The 18030-nt window shown below is 64.7% G+C and carries 18 protein-coding genes and 1 tRNA gene; 7 read left to right on the plus strand and 12 right to left on the minus strand.

The genetic code is table 11. The features are described from left to right. Positions 1 to 59 precede the first annotated feature (59 nt). Entirely contained in the window at positions 60 to 266 is a 207-nt protein-coding gene (locus BLT16_RS07415; RefSeq protein ID WP_089657905.1) for a DUF3820 family protein, read from the plus strand. Here BLT16_RS07415 and BLT16_RS07420 read toward each other — a convergent pair. After that, on the minus strand, positions 258 to 1064 hold the full coding sequence (locus BLT16_RS07420) for a sulfite exporter TauE/SafE family protein (protein WP_089657906.1): 807 nt from the start codon (positions 1062 to 1064) through the stop codon (positions 258 to 260). The genes BLT16_RS07415 and BLT16_RS07420 overlap by 9 nt on opposite strands. 165 nt (positions 1065 to 1229) lie before the next feature. Here BLT16_RS07420 and BLT16_RS07425 point away from each other — a divergent pair, with 165 nt between their 5' ends. From BLT16_RS07425 to BLT16_RS07435, 3 genes are all read left to right on the plus strand, one after another. Further along, positions 1230 to 1958, plus strand: coding sequence for an ABC transporter substrate-binding protein (locus BLT16_RS07425; protein ID WP_089657907.1), 729 nt, complete (start codon positions 1230 to 1232; stop codon positions 1956 to 1958). 235 nt (positions 1959 to 2193) lie between these two features. Next, positions 2194 to 3546: an NADP-specific glutamate dehydrogenase gene (gdhA, locus tag BLT16_RS07430; RefSeq protein ID WP_089657908.1), complete on the plus strand. Its 1353-nt coding sequence runs from the start codon at positions 2194 to 2196 to the stop codon at positions 3544 to 3546. Between the two features lie 87 nt (positions 3547 to 3633). Further along, positions 3634 to 3951 (plus strand): hypothetical protein, encoded by a 318-nt coding sequence (locus tag BLT16_RS07435; protein WP_089657909.1) that lies wholly within the window; start codon positions 3634 to 3636, stop codon positions 3949 to 3951. 39 nt (positions 3952 to 3990) lie between these two features. Here BLT16_RS07435 and BLT16_RS07440 read toward each other — a convergent pair whose 3' ends face one another. From BLT16_RS07440 to BLT16_RS07465, 6 genes are read right to left on the minus strand one after another with little or no spacing between them, the layout of a single operon-like run. Next, positions 3991 to 4386: a RidA family protein gene (locus BLT16_RS07440; RefSeq protein WP_089657910.1), complete on the minus strand. Its 396-nt coding sequence runs from the start codon at positions 4384 to 4386 to the stop codon at positions 3991 to 3993. A 14-nt stretch (positions 4387 to 4400) separates the two neighbouring features. After that, positions 4401 to 5168, minus strand: coding sequence for a DUF3726 domain-containing protein (locus tag BLT16_RS07445; RefSeq protein WP_089657911.1), 768 nt, complete (start codon positions 5166 to 5168; stop codon positions 4401 to 4403). Next, the gene (locus BLT16_RS07450; RefSeq protein WP_245701525.1) at positions 5165 to 6919 is read right to left on the minus strand and encodes a hypothetical protein; all 1755 of its coding nucleotides are present in this window, start codon (positions 6917 to 6919) and stop codon (positions 5165 to 5167) included. Before BLT16_RS07450 ends, BLT16_RS07445 begins: the two co-directional genes overlap by 4 nt. After that, on the minus strand, positions 6909 to 8498 hold the full coding sequence (locus BLT16_RS07455) for a BCCT family transporter (protein WP_089657913.1): 1590 nt from the start codon (positions 8496 to 8498) through the stop codon (positions 6909 to 6911). The genes BLT16_RS07450 and BLT16_RS07455 overlap by 11 nt, the downstream gene beginning before the upstream one ends. Positions 8499 to 8548: 50 nt before the next feature. After that, positions 8549 to 9529, minus strand: a complete 981-nt coding sequence (locus BLT16_RS07460) for a dipeptidase (protein ID WP_176817186.1) — start codon at positions 9527 to 9529, stop codon at positions 8549 to 8551. Positions 9530 to 9539: 10 nt separating this feature from the next. Next, positions 9540 to 10979: an aldehyde dehydrogenase family protein gene (locus BLT16_RS07465; RefSeq protein ID WP_089657914.1), complete on the minus strand. Its 1440-nt coding sequence runs from the start codon at positions 10977 to 10979 to the stop codon at positions 9540 to 9542. A gap of 93 nt (positions 10980 to 11072) precedes the next feature. On the opposite strand from BLT16_RS07465, the gene BLT16_RS07470 reads away from it, so the two are divergent. After that, positions 11073 to 11951 (plus strand): LysR family transcriptional regulator, encoded by an 879-nt coding sequence (locus BLT16_RS07470; protein WP_089657915.1) that lies wholly within the window; start codon positions 11073 to 11075, stop codon positions 11949 to 11951. A 59-nt stretch (positions 11952 to 12010) separates the two neighbouring features. Here the strand turns inward: BLT16_RS07470 and BLT16_RS07475 are convergent. Then, positions 12011 to 12087, minus strand: a tRNA-Arg gene (locus BLT16_RS07475). Positions 12088 to 12341: 254 nt separating this feature from the next. Here BLT16_RS07475 and BLT16_RS07480 point away from each other — a divergent pair. Continuing rightward, entirely contained in the window at positions 12342 to 13166 is an 825-nt protein-coding gene (locus tag BLT16_RS07480) for a c-type cytochrome (protein WP_089657916.1), read from the plus strand. Between the two features lie 73 nt (positions 13167 to 13239). Here BLT16_RS07480 and rep read toward each other — a convergent pair whose 3' ends face one another. The 4 genes from rep to pyrE all read right to left on the minus strand — a co-directional run bounded on the left by rep (position 13240) and on the right by pyrE (position 17132). Then, positions 13240 to 15303, minus strand: a complete 2064-nt coding sequence (gene rep, locus BLT16_RS07485) for a DNA helicase Rep (RefSeq protein WP_089657917.1) — start codon at positions 15301 to 15303, stop codon at positions 13240 to 13242. Positions 15304 to 15306: 3 nt separating this feature from the next. After that, positions 15307 to 15795 (minus strand): tRNA (uridine(34)/cytosine(34)/5-carboxymethylaminomethyluridine(34)-2'-O)-methyltransferase TrmL, encoded by a 489-nt coding sequence (trmL, locus tag BLT16_RS07490; protein ID WP_089657918.1) that lies wholly within the window; start codon positions 15793 to 15795, stop codon positions 15307 to 15309. Between the two features lie 84 nt (positions 15796 to 15879). Beyond that, positions 15880 to 16437, minus strand: coding sequence for a YfaZ family outer membrane protein (locus BLT16_RS07495; RefSeq protein ID WP_089657919.1), 558 nt, complete (start codon positions 16435 to 16437; stop codon positions 15880 to 15882). A gap of 41 nt (positions 16438 to 16478) precedes the next feature. Next, entirely contained in the window at positions 16479 to 17132 is a 654-nt protein-coding gene (gene pyrE, locus BLT16_RS07500) for an orotate phosphoribosyltransferase (RefSeq protein ID WP_089658090.1), read from the minus strand. A gap of 119 nt (positions 17133 to 17251) precedes the next feature. Here pyrE and BLT16_RS07505 point away from each other — a divergent pair, with 119 nt between their 5' ends. Beyond that, positions 17252 to 18019, plus strand: a complete 768-nt coding sequence (locus BLT16_RS07505; protein WP_089657920.1) for an exodeoxyribonuclease III — start codon at positions 17252 to 17254, stop codon at positions 18017 to 18019. The last annotated feature ends 11 nt before the right edge of the window (positions 18020 to 18030 follow it).

Genomic DNA, 18030 nt, shown 5'->3' on the forward strand with positions numbered 1-18030 from the left:
GTCTTGGCGCGGCAGGCATCGTAGAGTAGCGGCGATTTGCCCGTAGAGGAACGCCGCCGATGCACCCCGAAGATCTGCAGACCCTGGTCAGCATGAAGATGCCCTACGGCAAGTACGCCGGGCGCCTAATCGCCGACTTGCCCGGCCCCTACCTGGCGTGGTTCGCCCGCGAGGGATTCCCCCAGGGCGAACTGGGCCGGCTGCTGGCGCTGATGCACGAGATCGACCATAACGGGCTTAGCGAACTGCTCGACCCGCTACGCTGAGGAAACCGTGTAGACCATCTGCATGGCCAGAATCACCAGCATCACCGCGAACACCCGCTTGAGGGTCGCCACCGGCAGGCGGTGGGCGAGCCGCGCCCCCAGCGGGGCGGTGACAATGCTCAGCGGCGCCATCAGCAGCAGCGCCGGCAGGTAGACATAGCCCAGCGCAGCACTCGGCAGACCGCTGACGCTCCAGCCGTTGATCAGGTAGCCCAGCGCCCCGGCCAGCGCGATCGGCAGCCCCACCGCTGCGGACGTGCCGATGGCGTGCTGGACCTTGATGTTGCACCAGGTGAGAAACGGCACGGTAAGCGCCCCGCCGCCGATCGCCACCAGCGCCGAGATACCGCCGATACCGGCCCCCGCCGCGCTGACCCCCAGTGGGCCCGGCAGGCCACGCGACGGCTGGGGCTTGAGGTTGATCATCATCTGCGCCGCCATCAGCAGCATGAAGCAGGCAAAGAAGATCGCCAGCCCCCGGGTCGGAATCAGTGCCGCGACGAAGGTCGCCAGAAAGGTACCTGCCAGGATGCCCGGGGTGATATAGCGCACCACCTGCCAGCGCACCGCCCCATGGCGGTGGTGCGAGCGCAGGCTCGACAGCGACGACGGCACGATGGCGGCCATCGAGGTGCCAAGCGCCAGGTGGGCGAGGTGCTCGTGGGGCACGCCCTGCAGCACGAACAGCGAGGTCAGCACCGGCACCATGATGCCGCCACCGCCGATACCCAGCAGCCCTGCCATCAGGCCGACGAAACCGCCCAGCGCCATATAGGCCAACCACCAAACGAGATCCAAGGTCTCACTCCTTCTGTCGCATCACACATGACCAAAGTCGGCTAGTGTAGAGCAAAACCGCCCCGCGCTGGGCCCCAACACCCTCGCACAACGTCTGACTTCCCCCTGCGACGCGGATTGCTTAACGTAACGCTTATCGACCACTGACAGACCCACGAGGCTTCCATGCAGATCTCTCCCTCCCTGCGCGACACCCTTGCCCCTACCGGCGTGCTGCGCGCCTCCATCAACCTGGGCAACCCGATCCTCGCTGGCCGCGACCCTGAAAGTGGCGAGCCCTGCGGCGTCTCGGTCGACCTGGCGCGGGCCTTTGCCGAGCGGCTGGGCGTCGAGATCGAACTGCTGGCCTTCGACTCCGCTGGCCAGTCAGTGGAGACCGTCACCGCCGAGCGCGCCGATATCGGCTTCTTCGCCGTCGATCCGCTGCGCGGCGAAGGTATCCACTTCACCGCCCCCTATGTACTGATCGAAGGCTGCTATCTGGTCAGCGACGACTCGCCGCTGACCGACAACGACCAGGTCGACCGTGCCGGTAATCGGGTGGTGGTCGGCAAGGGCAGCGCCTACGATCTCTACCTTAGCCGCGAGCTACAGCAGGCCGAGATCGTCCGCGCGCCGACCTCCACCGCGGTGGTGGCGCAGTTCGTCGAGCAGCAGCTGGAGGTTGCCGCCGGGGTCAAGCAGCAGCTGGAACAGGACAGCCAGCAGCATGGCGGCCTGCGCCTGCTGCCGGGCCGCTTCATGGTGATTCAGCAGGCCATGGGACTGCCCAAAGGCCGCGGTGAGCAGGCCGCCGACTGCCTGCGCGAGTTCGTCGAGGAGATGAAGGCCAGCGGCTTCGTCGAACAGGCCCTTCAACGCCACGGCATCGAGGGCGCCAGCGTCGCCCCCTGACACGCCATGCGTTGCCACAGCCCATGGTCGCCCTGGAGGAAGACAACCTCCAGGGCGCTTATTAAGCGTTTGTCCGACATTTGCTCTGCACCGTCTTGGTGCTCGACTTGCCTCTATTTTTCAGAATTTCGCCTCATATCGACGTTCATTTTCAACATGGGTCATGCGCGTGCCGCATAATGGTGCAATTAGCCACTACCCTGTCAATGAATGTTACGCATGAGGGAAACGTCCAATGCCCTACGTCCACGACACCATTACCCGCCTACGCAAGAGCAGCCCCGCCCAGAACGAGCTCTACCAGGCCGCCGAAGAGGTCCTCGAGTGCTTGAGGCCGCTGTTCGAGCGCAGCCCCCACTACCACGACCACGCCATCATCGAGCGCATCGTCGAGCCCGAGCGCCAGATCATGTTCCGCGTCTGCTGGACCGATGACGCCGGCAAGGTACGGGTCAACAAGGGCTATCGGGTGCAGTTCAACTCGGCGCTGGGACCCTACAAGGGCGGGCTGCGCTTCCACCCCAGCGTGACCTCCGGCACCATCAAGTTTCTCGGCTTCGAACAGATCTTCAAGAACGCCCTGACCGGCTTGCCCATCGGCGGCGGTAAGGGGGGCTCGGACTTCGATCCCAAGGGCAAGTCCGACACCGAGATCATGCGCTTCTGCCAGTCGTTCATGACCGAACTCTATCGCCATATCGGCCCCGCCACCGACGTGCCGGCCGGCGATATCGGCGTGGGTGCCCGCGAGATCGGTTACCTGTACGGCCAGTACAAGCGCCTGACCGGCCGCTATGAGGGCGTGCTCACCGGCAAGGGCCTGAGCTGGGGCGGCTCGCTTGGTCGCAAGGAGGCCACCGGCTACGGCGCGGTCTACTTCGCGCAGAATATGCTCGAGGCCCGCGGCGAGGGCATCGCAGGCAAGACCTGCCTGGTGTCGGGGGCCGGCAACGTGGCCATCTACACCATCGAGAAGCTCTATGAGTTGGGCGCCACCCCGGTCACCTGCTCCGACTCGCGTGGCACGCTCCACGACCCGCGCGGCATCGATCTCGAACTGCTCAAGGAGCTCAAGGAGGTCAAGCGCGTCTCCCTGGAGGCCTACCTGGCCACGCATCCCGAGGCCCATTACGTGCCGGTGACAGACTATCCGGCCGATGGCCATGCCGTGTGGCGCATCCCGGCCGACGCCGCCTTCCCCTGTGCGACCCAGAACGAGCTGACCAAAGGCGATGCCGAGACACTGCTCGGCAATGGTGTCAACTGCATCAGCGAGGGCGCCAACATGCCGTCCACCGCGGATGCCGTGGATCTGTTCCTCGCAGCCAAGGTCGCCTACGGCCCCGGCAAGGCAGCCAACGCCGGCGGCGTGGCGACCAGCCAGCTGGAGATGGCCCAGAACAGCAGCATGCAGCAGTGGCCGCTAGAGAAGGTCGACGCCAAGCTCAAGGAGATCATGGCCGACGTCCACCGGCAGTGCGCCGACACCGCCGACGCGTTCGGCGACCCCACCAACCTGGTGCTGGGCGCCAATATTGCCGGCTTCCGCAGGGTCGCCGACGCCATGATCGAACAGGGAGTCTGCTGAAGAGGTAATTCCTAACGCCCGGTAATAGCCGGGCTTTGCCTTACTCGGCTATCATGCGGTTATTCCACAGTCACCGACAGGAAGCCCATGAGTTCAGAGTTGACCGATTTCGAACAGCGCATGCAGCAGGAGATCGAGAACTTCCTCAAGCCTGACGCTGAACAGCCCACCCCGACCAAGCGCGCCGAACGCCCCGTCAAGCTAGACAAGCAGGACGCCAAGTCGATGAAGACCGGCCATATCGTCAGGCTGGCGGTACGCACCAAGCAGCTCGAGATGGACACCGCCTTCGAGTATCACTCCACCAGCATCTCGAAGCTGGAAGCGCAAATGGAAGCCGAGAAGGCCGCCCGTAAGGCCGGCTACCCCATCGTCGGCTACGTCATCGATATTCAGCGGCTTTAATTCCCCGACTTCAGTCGCGGCGCAAGGCCGAGTATCGGCTCAGTTCTGGTCTGCAGTAGGCGACTCCAACGCCGCATAGGCCACCATTTCCACCAGCATCTCCTCCCGGGCGAAGCCTGAGACGATAATGGCAGCACGATTGGGATAGGGTGCGCTGACGTAGTCGGCGTAGAGGCGGTTGACCGTGGCCAGGTCCTCGCGACGGGTCACATAGATCAGCACCTGGGTCAGGTCCTGCATGCCGCCCCCGGCACATTCCAGGGTATGCCGCAGGTTCTCGAGGGTCTGGCGAGCCTGGGGTTCGATGCCACCCTCGACCACGGCCCCGTCGGCGCCGATGGGTATCTGGGCGGTAAACAGGATGCCGTTACCGATCACGGCCCACTCCAGGGGCGCCTTGGCGGCGAAGAGGTCGGTGCTTACGGGATGAATCATGAGATCTCGCTCGCTCAGTCGTTGTCGTTGACGCCGCTACCGGCGCCGCTGCGGGAAGCCTCGCTGGCTTCCACCAGCAGTCGATGGGCCAGGGTCTTGAGCCGCGACCAGATGGCGTCGTCCACCTCGATGCCGTCTTGCAGCGCCCGCTGGCGGCAGGCCAGCAGCTCCGATTCGGAGTGGTGGGCCAGCAGATCGAGGTCGTGGTCGGCACCCAGGGAAGGTAACAGCTCTACGTGGTTGGCCATCACCAGGGTGATGCCGTCGTTGGGTTCGTTCTCTTCGGGCACCTCGCGCACCGAGTAGACCCGCATCTCGGGTGTCGCATGGCCGGCGCGGAAGCCCACCACCTGCTCGGTCAGCGGCTCCTGGGCATTGCGCCAGAAAGCGCTGATATTGATGCCGCGCCCGGCCAGGCGCGCCAGATAGCCCATGATCAGCTGGCGGTTGTGACAACGACGTATCTTCACCACCGAGAGCCCCCGGGCCCTGGCCTTGGCATAGCCCAGCTCGGTGGCCAAGCTGATACTGCGCAATACGCTTTGCCCCTGCCCGTCGAGCACCGCCAGATCACCATCCTGATAGATCACCCGGGGCAGGGCTTCGGGGTCTTCGGCGAGCAGGAAATCCAGCCCGCGATTGAGTTGATCGACACCGTTAAAACCGTGGCACTGCATCCAGGCCACCATGTCGGCAGCATCGGCGGCGTCACCCTCCTCGAAGCCGATACCGCCAAAGGCCTTGCGGCAGAGTCCTTGCAGTTCGTTGAACGACACCTTCATGTGGATACCTCTCCCGATAGCGACTGGGGACGCACTGCCCCGCCCTCGCGGCGGGGCTCCAGAGGAAAGCTCCAATCATCGAAATCAGCCAGGTCTTGCGGCTCGGCGTTGAGCTCCTCGACCAAGGGCGCGCCCTGGAAGAGGGTGATCCGGACCCAGCGGTCCGACTTGGGATCGAAGCGGCTGGCGCCGAAGAAGGCCAGCTTGGCGCGCAGCAGATGCATGGGCTTCATGTCGCGATGCCAGAGGTTGGCGTGAATATCGCCATAGGGCGCCTTCACCAGGCTTTGCACGCGGCGCACGATCTCCTTGTGGCGCGGGCGCTCGAGCAGGAAGTCGACCACCTTGGCGCGGGGCGCCTCCTCCAGGAAGTCACAGATCGCCCGGTGGCTATGCGCCACCCGGGGGCCGATGGCAATCGACATCTCCTTCTCCGCGCCGGGCTCGGCATGGCGCACCCCGAGCCGCGGCTCCTCCTTCTCCGCGGAGCGATACCAGAACCAGTAGGCCCCTTCGGCGCTCTGATAGTCGTGGGACAGCGCCCAGCCATAGTGGGTCTCGATCAGCTGGCGCAAGCGCATCAGCGGCATGTCCGGTTCCAGGTCGAGATTCTCATCGACACCCATCTGGTCCTCCAGGGCATCCACCGTCTCCGGATAGAGCTCGATCAGCAGGGTATTGATCAGCTCCTGGGCCTCCAGGGGCAGGGTCCGCGCGCCCCACTCCACCAGCTGCGACCAGAGGTCCGGCTCCAGGGGCACGCTGGCCAGCCAGGTCAACACATCGGGCAGGGCGGCCACGCTGGCGGCATTGCGCTCACTCTGTTCACGATCTTCCGTCACCGTCTCGGCCAGGTGCTGCATGGCGCGGCGGGTCAGTGCGATCATCCGCTCCCGGTCGCCCTCCTCGGGCATCCGACGCAGTGCCAGCGCCAGCGCCGTTTCGCGCTGGGTGATCCACTGCGCGATCAGCTGGGGGTGATTGATCAGGAAAGGCGCCATGCCGAGCCCGGTGGAGTTGCCGATCCCCAGGTAGCGACGTAGCTCGGTGGCCAACGGCCGGGCGGTCTCGGGGGACCGGCAGGCAGCCAGATGCTCTACCTGCTCGATGGAGAAGTGGCGCAGCAGGTAGACCCCGGCCATCTGCGCCGAGAAAGGCCGGCGGAAGTCCGGATTGTCGATCAAGCGGGCAAAGTCGGCGATGCCAAACTTGCCGTTGCCGTAGACCGCGGTGGTGCGATAGAGATAGCCGACCCGGGTCAGCCAGGCGGGGTCGGGCTGCTCTCCCGCGGCCAGGGCATCGACGAAATGGGCAAAGTTGCGCAGGCTCTTGTTGGCCCGCGACAGCACCAGCACCCGAGGATGCTGGCGCCCCGCCTCCTGCAGCGGTACGTTGGCGGCCATCTGCGCCAGCAGACCGTCATCCACCTCTCCCTCCACCATACCGAAGGTCACATCCCAGGCCTCGGCAATCACCCGATCTGAGCGCCGCTCGTCTTCCAGTGGTTGGGCGAACATCACCCCGTGGTAGCGCCCATGGGGCGTCTGCAGGCGATAGACGGCTGTGCCGTGCCCTTCGGCGTTCAGATCGAAACGTACCCTGCTGATCTGCCAACGCTGGCGCCCCATCTGGCGCACCAGGGTGCGCACGAAGCTGAGACGGCAGGCATGCAGGCTCCCCAGTCGCTCCATGCGCATCACCTCATCGGCGGGGCGCAGGCTCAGGGGGGTCAGGGCAACCTCATGATTCATCATTGACGTTCACCCTGCGACGAGAGGTCAGTCCCTGCTCCCGGGCCATGGCATAGGCCGCTTGGGGGCCGAGCCATAGCGAGGGCAGCAACACCAAAGAGACAGGGATCGCGGTAATTACGATGAATTGCTGCAGCACACCGATCTGTCCGGCGCCCATATACAGCAGGATGGCTGCCATCAGCGACATGGTGACGCCCCAGAAGACCCGCACGGCGGTATGCGGTTGATCATGGCCGGTGCAGACCACGGCGATGGCGTAGCTCATGGAGTCGCCGGTGGTCGCCACGAAAATCGTGGTCAGCAGCAGGATCGCCAGGGCCATCACGGTGCCGCCCGGTAGCGCCTGCGCCACGGTCAGGGTGGCCACATCGAACTGGAAGTTGTTGAGCGCCTCGCCGAGGTCGATGACCCCGCTGAGCTGGTAGTGGATCCCCGAGCCGCCCAGCAGGGTGAACCACACCGTGGTGGCAATGGGCGCCATCACCGCGACGGCCAGAATCATCTGACGGATGGTACGCCCCCGGGAGATACGCGCCACGAAGATCGCCATCAAGGGGCCATAGCCGATGAACCAGGCAAAGAAGAACACCGTCCACCACTGCATCCACCAACCTGGCGCGGTCTCCGACGTCATGGTGGCCATGGTCAAGAAAGAGCTAATGTACTCACCGAACCCCTGTAGGTAGGCGTTAGTGAGGAACAGCGTGGGCCCGAACAGGAAGACGACGGCGGCAATGGCCAGGGCCAGAAAGACATTGAAGCGGCTGAGCAGCTGGATACCGCGGTGAATGCCGGTAGCGGCCGAGGTGACATAGAGCGCCCCCAGCACCACCAGGATGGTGAGTTGGGTGGTATAGCCTTCGCTCATCCCGAATAGCTCATGCAGGCCAAAGCTGACCTGAGTGGCCAGAAAGCCGATGGGGCCCACGGTCCCTGCCACTACTGCGATCACGCAGCAGGCATCCACCACGCCACCGACCCAGCCGCGCATCAGCCGCTCCCCCAATATCGGGTAGAGCAGGGTGCGCGGCTGCAGCGGCAGGCCCTTGTCGTAGTGCCAGTAGGCCAGCACCACGGCCGTCAAGGAACCCAGCACCGCCCATGCCAGGAAGCCCCAGTGCATGAAGGATTGGGCGAGCGCCGCGGCCACCGCCTCCGCGGTGCCCGCCTCGGTGTCGAAGGCCGGCGGTGTGACCACGAAATGGTAGACCGGCTCACCGGCGGCGAAGAAGACCCCGCCCCCGGCCAGCAGGGTGCACATGATGATCGAGAGCCACTTGAAGGTGCTCAACTCCGGTGTGTCCAGGCCGCCCACCTTGGCGCTGGCCGCCGGCGAGACCGCCAGCCCCATGGCGATGAAAAAGGTCAGCAGCAGCAGGAGCTGGAAATAGGAGCCGAGTACCGCGGCGGTCCAGGCGAAGCCGGCACCAATGGCGTTGGCCACGCCCTCGGTATCGTAAAGCGACAGGAGCACGAAGAGCACGATAAAGCCACCGCTCAGGCCGAGGACGACAGGGTCGCCCAGCGATCGGGTGGCAGAGGGCCGAGTGGCCGCCGGATCAGGTTGACTGCTCATGAACGTTGCCTCGTTATCTGTTGTTATAAAAAGAGCTGGCGTAATGCGGTTTAGCTGGCGACGCGCTCGAGCAGCGCCACCCAGTTGCGTCCCATGATGCGTTCGATGTCTGTCTCGGCGAAGCCTTGGTTGCGCAGCCCATCGATCAGCTTGGGGAAGTCACGGCTGTCGCGTAGCCAGGCCAGTGGTCGCGGCCAGCCGGCGTTACTGGCACTCCCCTCGCCGTAGTCCATCTCCTTGGACCAGCGACCGTTACGCATCCACTCCAGTACCGCGACCGGCTGGTCCTGGCAGAGATCGGTACCCAGCCCCACGTGCTCGATGCCCATCAGGTCCACGGTGCGGGCGATCATCTCGCAGTAGGCCTCCAGGGTGCAGTCCGGCCCTCCCTTGAGATGAAAGGGGTAGGCCGAGAAGCCCAGCAGGCCGCCGCTCTCGGCGATGGCTGACAGTACGCGGTTGGACTTGTTGCGCTTGGCCTCGTGGAAGAAGCTCGGGTTGGCATGCGAGATGATCACCGGACGCTCGGAAAGCTCGATGGCCTCGAGGGTCGAACGCTCGGCGCTATGCGACATGTCGATGACCATGCCGACCCGGTTCATCTCGCGGATCACCTGACGCCCGAAGCGGGTGATGCCGCTGTCCTCGCTCTCGTAGCAGCCACAGGCCAGCAGGCTCTGGTTGTTGTAGGTGAGCTGCATGATCAGCAGACCTAGGCGGCGCATCACCGCCACCATGTCGATATCGTCCTCGATCGGCGAGCAGTTCTGGGCTCCCAGGAAGATCCCCACCTTGCCGGCCGCCTGGGCACGCAGGATATCCGCAGGCTCCCGCACCGGCATGATCAGGTCGGCGTTCTGCTCGAAGCGCCGATTCCACTCGCCTAGCCGCGAGAGGGTCTCACGCGTCGTCTCGTGGTAGACCAGGGTGGCATGCACGGCATCGACGCCGCCTTCATGCATCTGCTGGAAGATCTCCCGGGACCAGTTGGAGTACTGCAGGCCGTCGACGGTCAGCATTTGCTTGGACATGGAGCGCTCCTCAAGCCTTGACGTAGCAGGTCTTGACCACGGTGTAGAACTCCCGGGCATAGCGCCCCTGCTCGCGGGGGCCGAAGCTCGAATCCTTGCGACCGCCGAAAGGCACGTGATAATCGGTGCCGGCAGTGGCCAGGTTGACCATCACGCAACCGGTCTCGGCGCGGGCCTTGAACTCGCTGGCCAGGGCCAGGGAATCGGTAATGATCCCGGCGGTGAGGCCGAAGTTCGTGTCGTTGAGGGTGGCGATGGCCTCGTCCATGTCCGCCACCTTGATGACGCAGGCGATGGGGCCGAAGACCTCTTCACGGTTGATGGCCATGGCGTTGGTGGTACCGGTGAACAGGGTCGGCGCCATGAAGTAGCCCTCGCTACCGCAGTCGAGGCGCTCGCCACCGAAGGCCAGCTCGGCGCCGTCGGCCTTGGCGCGCTCGATCCAGGCCAGGTTGGATTCCAGCTGACGGGCTTCGGCCACCGGGCCGATCTGCACCCCTTCCGCCAGGGCCGGCCCTACCTTGGCCTTGGCCAGGCGAGCCACCAGCTTGTCAACGAAGGCGTCATGCACGGCCGCATGGACGATCAGGCGAGACGACGCGGTGCACTTCTGGCCGGTACCGGAGTAAGCGCCGTTGAAGGCGGCTTCCACGGCCAGGTCGAGGTCGGCGTCCTGGGCGACGATCAGCGCGTTCTTGGACCCCATCTCCAGCTGACATTTGACCAGATTGCCGGCGGTGGCCGCCGCCACGCGGCGCCCCACCTCCAGCGAGCCGGTGAAGCTCAGGGCATCGATCTCGGGGCTCGAGATCAGCGTCTCGCCGACGCTACCCCCACCACCCATCACCAGGTTGAAGGTGCCGGCGGGCAGCGCCTGGCGGCTGATGATCTCGGCCAGCGCCCAGGCGCTGGCGGGCACCAGATTGGCTGGCTTGAAGATCACCGCATTACCGAAAGCCAGCGCCGGGGCGATCTTCCACACCGCCGTGGCCATGGGAAAGTTCCAAGGGCTGATCACCCCCACCACGCCCACCGGCTCGCGACGGGTCTCCACCTCGACCCCGGGGCGCACCGAGTCGACCCGCTCGTCGATCTGGCGCAGCACCTCGGCGGCGTAGTAGTGGAAGAACTGGGCCGAGCGGCCCACCTCGCCAATCCCTTCGGCCAAGGGCTTGCCTTCCTCCCGGGAAAGCAAACGTCCCAGCTCCTCCTTGCGTGCCATCAGCTCGTCACCAATGGCCATCAGCAGCGCATAGCGCTGCTCCAGGCCACTCTTGGCCCACTCACGCTGCCCTTGGCGCGCTGCGGCAATGGCCTCGTGCACCTGGGCGACACTGGCCTGGGCGTAGTGGCCGATCAGGTCCTGGCGATCCGACGGGCTGTGATTGGCGATGGTGCTCTCGCCCTCGATCCACCGGCCGGCAATATAAAGGGAGTGCTGGGATGACATGATGACCTCCTGGATAGCGTTGACGTCATCCTAGGAGAGCCGCCAAGATAAGGATAATCAATAAAACAGATAATTTGATCAGGTAAGCTTACCGTGCTGCCAGAACTAAAGCTCCAGCCCCTGCGCTATATACTCGCCATCGTCGATCACGGGGGCTTTCATGCCGCCGCCAAGCAGCTACACCGAAGCCAGCCGGCTATCTCCATGGCGGTGCGCGACCTGGAGTCCCGTCTCGGCCAAGCGCTGTTCGAGAAAGGGAACGGCAAGGCGCTGCTGACCCCCTTCGGGCAGTGGTGCGAACCACGCTTTCGCGAGCTGGTGGCCCATCACGATCGTATCTGCCAGGACGCCTTGGCGCTGGTCAGCCAGCAGCGCGGGCGTGTCGATATCGCCGCCGTACCCTCGGTGGCCAGCCGGCTGATGCCTGCCATCCTGGCCAGCTTCGTGCACGACTATCCCGGCATCGAGATCAGCCTTCAGGACGGCCACTCCGAGGGAGTCAACCAGATGGTACTCAGGGGCGAGGTGGAACTCGGCATTACCAGCATATGGCGGCCCGACGAGGCGCTGAGCTTTACGCCGTTGCTACAGGACGAGATAGGGGTGGTGTGCCGCGACGATCACCCCCTGGCCAATCATGATCAGCTGCATTGGCAGGCACTGATCGGCCATCCCTTGATCAGCAACGGCACCTCGCGACTGCTGGAGGGCTCCCCCGCCGCCGAGCTACTGGTCGAGAGCACGCTATATATTTCCAACATGATCTCCCTGACCGCCATGCTCGAGGCCGGCATCGGCATCACCACTCTGCCGCGCCTGGCCTTCCAGGAGGAGCATGAGCGGCTGCGCTTCGTTCCTCTGGCCGAGCCTCGCCTGGAGCGACGGATCGGCCTGCTGCGTCGGGCACGACAGAGCCTCTCTCCCGCCGCCGAAGCGATGGAACGCCACCTGCTCAATACGCTAATGGGCTAAAGGCAGGCGCCAGAAACGACAAAGGGCCTACGGCTGAACCGTAGACCCTTGAAATTCGTTGGCGCGCCCAGAAGGATTCGAACCTTCGACCCCTGCCTTCGGAGGGCAGTACTCTATCCAGCTGAGCTATGGGCGCGCGGCTGCAGCGGGCTGCAGTGCCGTGAGGCGGGCATAATGCTAACTGCCAGCCCGGCGAGTGTCCAGCCTCGCCGCGGCCGCTGCGCGCGCCCCTTCGCCAAATGGCCTGCAATGGGGCATTTTCCTGGCAAACCGGTTGCCGGTATACTGTGGCCATTCTTCGTGCCTGGCGCGGCCACAGGTGGCATGGCGGCGTCCTACACAATAATGCATCGAGCTGTTCTCGATACCAGACCGTAAGAGGTGGTGAGAGTGAATTCCAGCAAGTTGATCATCGGGTGCCTGACCACCCTGGGCCTGGCCGTGGCGGCCGCTTCCCAAGCACACGCCGACGTCGATCGTGACGCCATTGCCGAACGCCTCAAGCCGGTGGGCCAGGTGTGTCTGCAGGGCCAGGACTGCGGCACCGCCGCGGCCGCCGAAGACGCTGACGATGTCGCAGAGAATGGCGACGGTCTCGACGGCGGGGCGATTTACGGGCAGGTCTGCGCCGCCTGTCACGACAGCGGTGCCGCCGGCGCGCCGATGATGGACGATGCGGACGCCTGGGCCGCACGCCTCGACCAGGGCATCGAGACCCTCTACGACCACGCCATCAACGGCATCGGCGCCATGCCGGCCCGCGGCGGCAACCCCAATCTCTCGGACGAAGAGGTAATGGCGTCGACCAACTACCTGATCGAGTCGGTCTACGATGGGGATCTGCCGGAGATCGGTGGCGACGATGAGGCCGACATGACTGACGCCGCCAATGGCGAAGAAGAGGCCGACCTCGCCGCCAACGGTGAAGAAGATGCCGCAGCTGAAGAAGACGTGGCGGCGACCGAAGAAGACAACGGCCTGGACGGCGAAGCGCTGTATGCCAGTGGCGGCTGTGCCGCCTGCCACGCCAGCGGTGCCGCCGGCGCGCCGATCCTGGGTGACGACTGGGGTGATCGTCTCGACCAGGACATCGAGACCCTCTACGACCACGCCATCAATGGCATTGGCGCCATGCCGCCCAAGGGGGGCAATATGTCGCTCTCCGATGAAGAGGTCGAAGCCATCGTCGACTTTATGGTCGCCGAGTCAGAATAAGTGGCTTGAGTACCTGACGGCCATTACCGCGAAGGGCGCCATTCGGCGCCCTTCGTACGTTTACAGGCAAAGGCTAGTTCAGCAGCGAACGAATCCCCGCCAATGCATCCTTGCCGCGCGCCTGTTTCTTGTCAGGGTCTTCCTTGTCGGCGCGCCCCTCCCAGGCCAGGTCCTGGTCCGGAAGCTCGTCGAGGAAGCGGCTCTGGATGCAGTCCATCAGCTCACCATAGGCCTTGCGCTGTCGAGCCAGCGTCAGCGTCAGGGTACGGCGTGCGCGGGTGATACCGACGTAGGCGAGGCGGCGCTCCTCCTCCACCGTGCCCGCCTCGATGGCATTGCGATGTGGCAGCAGCTCCTCCTCCCAGCCCATCAGGTAGACGTGGGGAAACTCGAGCCCCTTCGAGGCGTGCATGGTGAGCAGCTGGACGCGGTCGGAGTCGTCCTCCTCGGCCTGCTGCTCGAGGATATCGCGTAGCACCAGCCGCGAGATGGCAGCCTCCACGCTGTCGGTTTCGGTGTCTTCGCTGGCCAGGTTCTCATCCCCGGTCTCATCCGGCGCGCGCTGCATCGACTTCTCGAGCTGGTCGATGAGCGTCCAGACGTTGGCCATGCGACGCTCGGCAATGGTCGGCGCGCTGGCGTTCTGGTAGAGCCACGCCTCGTAGTCCATCTCTCGCAGCATATCGCGGATGGCATGGATCGCATCGCCGCCATCCATGCGCCGCCGCACGCCGTCGATAAAGTGGGTAAACCTGCCCAAGCGCTCGACGGCGCGGGTCGGCAGCAACTGCTCGAGCCCCAACTCGTGGCAGGCGCCAAACAGCGAGCAGCCGCGCTCGGTGGCGTAGTTGGCAAGCTTCTCCAGGGTCCCGGGGCCGATCTCGCGGCGCGGCACGTTGACGATGCGCAGGAAGGCGTTGTCGTCGGCGGGATTGATCAGCAGCCGAAGGTAGGCCATGGCGTCCTTGATCTCGTTACGCGAGAAGAACGAGGTGCCACCGGAGAGCTTGTAGGGAATCTGGTAATGCTGCAGCTTGAGCTCCAGCAGCCGTGCCTGGAAGTTGCCGCGGTAGAGCACCGCGAAGTCGCGCCACTCGGCACGCTCCTTGATGCGCCGGGTGAGGATCTCGCTGGCCACCCGCTCGGCCTCGGCCTCTTCGTGGCGGTTGACCACCACGCGGATCGCCTCGCCGTCGCCCATGTCCGACCACAGCGACTTCTCGTAAACGTGGGGGTTGTTGGCGATCAGGGTATTGGCGGCGCGCAGGATGGTGCCGGTGGAGCGGTAGTTCTGCTCCAGCTTGATCACCTTGAGTCGCGGGAAATCCTCGCCCAGGGTGACCAGGTTCTCGGGGCGCGCGCCGCGCCAGGCGTAGATCGACTGGTCGTCGTCGCCGACTACAGTGAAGGTCTTGCGCTCCTCCATCAGCAGCTTGACCAGCAGGTACTGCGAGACGTTGGTGTCCTGGTACTCGTCGACCAGCATGTAGTGGATCTTGCGTCGCCAGCGCGCCAGCGCCTCGGGGTCGCGCTGCAGCAGCGCCACCGGCAGCAGGATCAGATCGTCGAAGTCCACCGCATTGTAGGCCTTGAGGTGGCGGCCGTAGGCCTCGTAAACCCGCGCCGCGAAGTGCTGGTCGTCGTCCACGGCGTGCGACAGCGCCTCGCCGGGCAGCACCAGGTCGTTCTTCCACTGCGAGATCTGCGCCTGGACGGCGTTGATCTGCTCGGCGTCGACCTGGGCATCCTTGTTCATCAAATCGCGCAGCAGCGCCTTGGCATCCTCGGGGTCGAACAGCGAGAAGCCCGGCTTGTAGCCCAGCGTCTTGAGCTCGCCGCGGATGATATTGAGTCCCAGGGTGTGGAAGGTCGAGACGGTCAGACCGTGGCCCTCCTTGCCCTTGAGCATCTGCCCCACGCGCTCCTTCATCTCGCGTGCGGCCTTGTTGGTAAAGGTCACCGCGGCGATACGCCGGGCGCTCATGCCGCACTCCTGCACCAGGTAGGCGATCTTGGAAGTGATCACGCTGGTCTTGCCGGAACCGGCACCGGCCAGTACCAGACAGGGGCCATCGATGTAGCGCACCGCCTCCTGCTGGCGAGGATTGAGCTTGGCCAGGCGCTGCTGAATCGACATCGCTTACTCCTCGGCAGTGGCCATGGGGTCTGAGGCGCCGGCGAACCCCAGCTGGCGCCACGCCTCGTACACCAGGATGGCGCAGGCGTTGGAGAGATTGAGGCTGCGGCTATCGGGCAGCATCGGCAGGCGCAGGCGTTGCTCGGGCGGCAGCGCATCGAGCATCGACTGGGGCAGGCCGCGGGTTTCGGGGCCGAACACCAGGGCATCCCCCGGCGCATAGCGGGGTTCATGGTAGCCGCTGCGCCCGCGGGTCGATACGGCAAATACCCGCTGCGGGGCGACATCGGCAAGAAACGCCGCCCAGTTGCGGTGCACGCGCACGGCCGCCCACTCATGGTAATCGAGCCCGGCCCGCCGCAGCCGCTTGTCATCCAGCACGAAACCCAGCGGCTCGATCAGATGCAGCCGGAAGCCGGTATTGGCGCACAGCCGTATCAGGTTGCCGGTATTGGGCGGGATCTCGGGTTCGAACAGGACCACATCGAGCATGGCGCCCCCATATACTGGCCCCAGACGCACTCGGGCCCGGCTCGACCAGCGCCGAGGGGCCCGAGTGCTGGTAGGGGCGATGGATCAGAAGGTCAGCCGCACCCCAGCATGAGCACCGCGGTCAAGGGTCTGGTTGCCCGGCGAGGTGTCGAAGTCGGCGCGCAGGCGGCGATAGCCGACGTAGCCATCGACGTTGCGGGTGAAGGCATAGCGCGCCCGCAGGCCAACCTCGAGGCTATCGTCGAGGTCGCTGGTAGTCACTACGCTGGGGGTGTAGAAGGCATAGCCGCCCAGCGACACCGCCGGCGCCTGGGGCAGATAAGCGTAACCGTAACCACCCAGGCCGAGGCCACCGCCGTTGCCGTAATCGGTATCGTACTGACTCCAGCGCGCCCCGATGCCGATATCCAGATCGCTGTTGCGGTCCACGCCGAGCAGCTGGATATGCCCTTGGGTGGCATCGTCACGGTAGCCACTGTGCAGGATACCACCGCCCAGGGCGATGCCCGGTGCTATCTCGCCGGCCGCGTCGAACTGCACGGCGTCGCCACTCAGGTTGAGATCGAGGCTGCTGGTGGCCGACGCGGTCGTGGCAGCCAGCATCAGGACAGCGATGGACAGGGCAGAGAGGGCGCGTTTCATGGCAATATCACTCACATCGGTTGACGGGTTGAATCGGTATTTCAGCTGACGATGCCGTAGCGGTCGCGATAAGCGCGGATCGCCTCGGCATGGGGCTGCATGGCCTCGCCGGCGTGCTGTTCGAGGTACTCGAGTACCATGTCCAGGGTGACGATGCTGATCACCGGCATGGCGTAGCGCTGCTCGACTTCCTGAATGGCGCTCAGCTCACCGGCACCGCGCTCCTGGCGGTCGAGGGCGATGACCACCCCCGCGGCCTCAGCGCCGGCGGCTTCGATCAACGCCATCACTTCACGAATCGCGGTGCCGGCGGTAATCACGTCGTCGATGATCAGAATCCGCCCTTCAAGCGGTGCGCCGACGATATTGCCGCCCTCACCGTGGGTCTTGGCTTCCTTGCGATTGAAAGAGAACGGCAGGTCGCGATCATGGTGCTCCGCCAGCGCCACGGCGGTGGTCGCCGCCAGCGGGATGCCCTTGTAGGCTGGCCCGAACAGCACGTCGGCCTGGAGGCCGCTGGCCTCGATGGCCTGAGCGTAGCAACGGCCCAGGCGCGCCAGGGCCGCACCGCTCTTGAACAAGCCGGCATTGAAGAAGTAAGGACTGACGCGGCCCGACTTGAGGGTGAATTCACCGAAGCGCAGCACGCCCTGGTCGATGGCGAATTCGATGAATTCGCGCTGGTACGGCTGCATTTCACCAGCATTGCCTTGCTGCACCACAGGACCCCCTATCATGTTTATCAACTAAGGCCATTTACCCAAACGTCGAAACGTCGGGTATCATACACGCGCGACGGAAAAGGGACCACGTAATGAAAATCGCCAGCATCAATGTCAATGGCATCCGCGAAGCGGTCGGTCGAGGGTTTCTCGACTGGCTCGCCAACCAGGATGCCGATGTCGTCTGCGTGCAGAACCTCAAGGCCAAGAGCTTCGAGCTCGACGACAGTATTCTCTATCCCGAAGGCTACGAAGGCTACTTCCTCGATGCCGAGCAGGACGGTTTCTCCGGGGTCGGCCTCTACTGCCGCAAGATCCCCAAGGCCATCATGTACGGCCTGGGTTTCGAGCAGTGCGACCACGAAGGGCGCTTTTTGCAGGCCGACTACGACCGCTTCAGCATCGCCAGTTTCCTGATGCCCGACGGCAGCGACCCGCAGGCCAAGGAAACCTTCATGGCGCAGTACCAGGAGTATCTCGGCAAGATGGCGCGCAAGCGTCGCGAGTACATCATCTGCGGTACCTGGCACATCGCCCACAAGACCATCGACCTCGAGAACTGGGCCGACAACCAGACCACGCCGGGCTTCAAGCCCGAAGAGCGTGCCTGGATGGATCAGGTACTTGGCCCGACCGGCTTCATCGATACCTTCCGCGAGATCAATCGCGACGCCGGCGAGTACACCTGGTGGCCGGCGCTGGACCAGGATCAGCCGCGTTCGCGCCAGGAGGGCTGGCGCCTCGACTACCAGATGGTCGGCCCCAACTTCCGCCGCCATGTGGTCGACGCCTGGATCGACTACGATGCGACCTTCTCCGAGTTCGCGCCGCTGATCGTCGAGTACGATCTCAGCCTGTAATCCCTGCGCCC

The organism is Franzmannia pantelleriensis, from assembly GCF_900102875.1.
GTDB classification, from domain to species: Bacteria; Pseudomonadota; Gammaproteobacteria; order Pseudomonadales; family Halomonadaceae; genus Franzmannia; species Franzmannia pantelleriensis.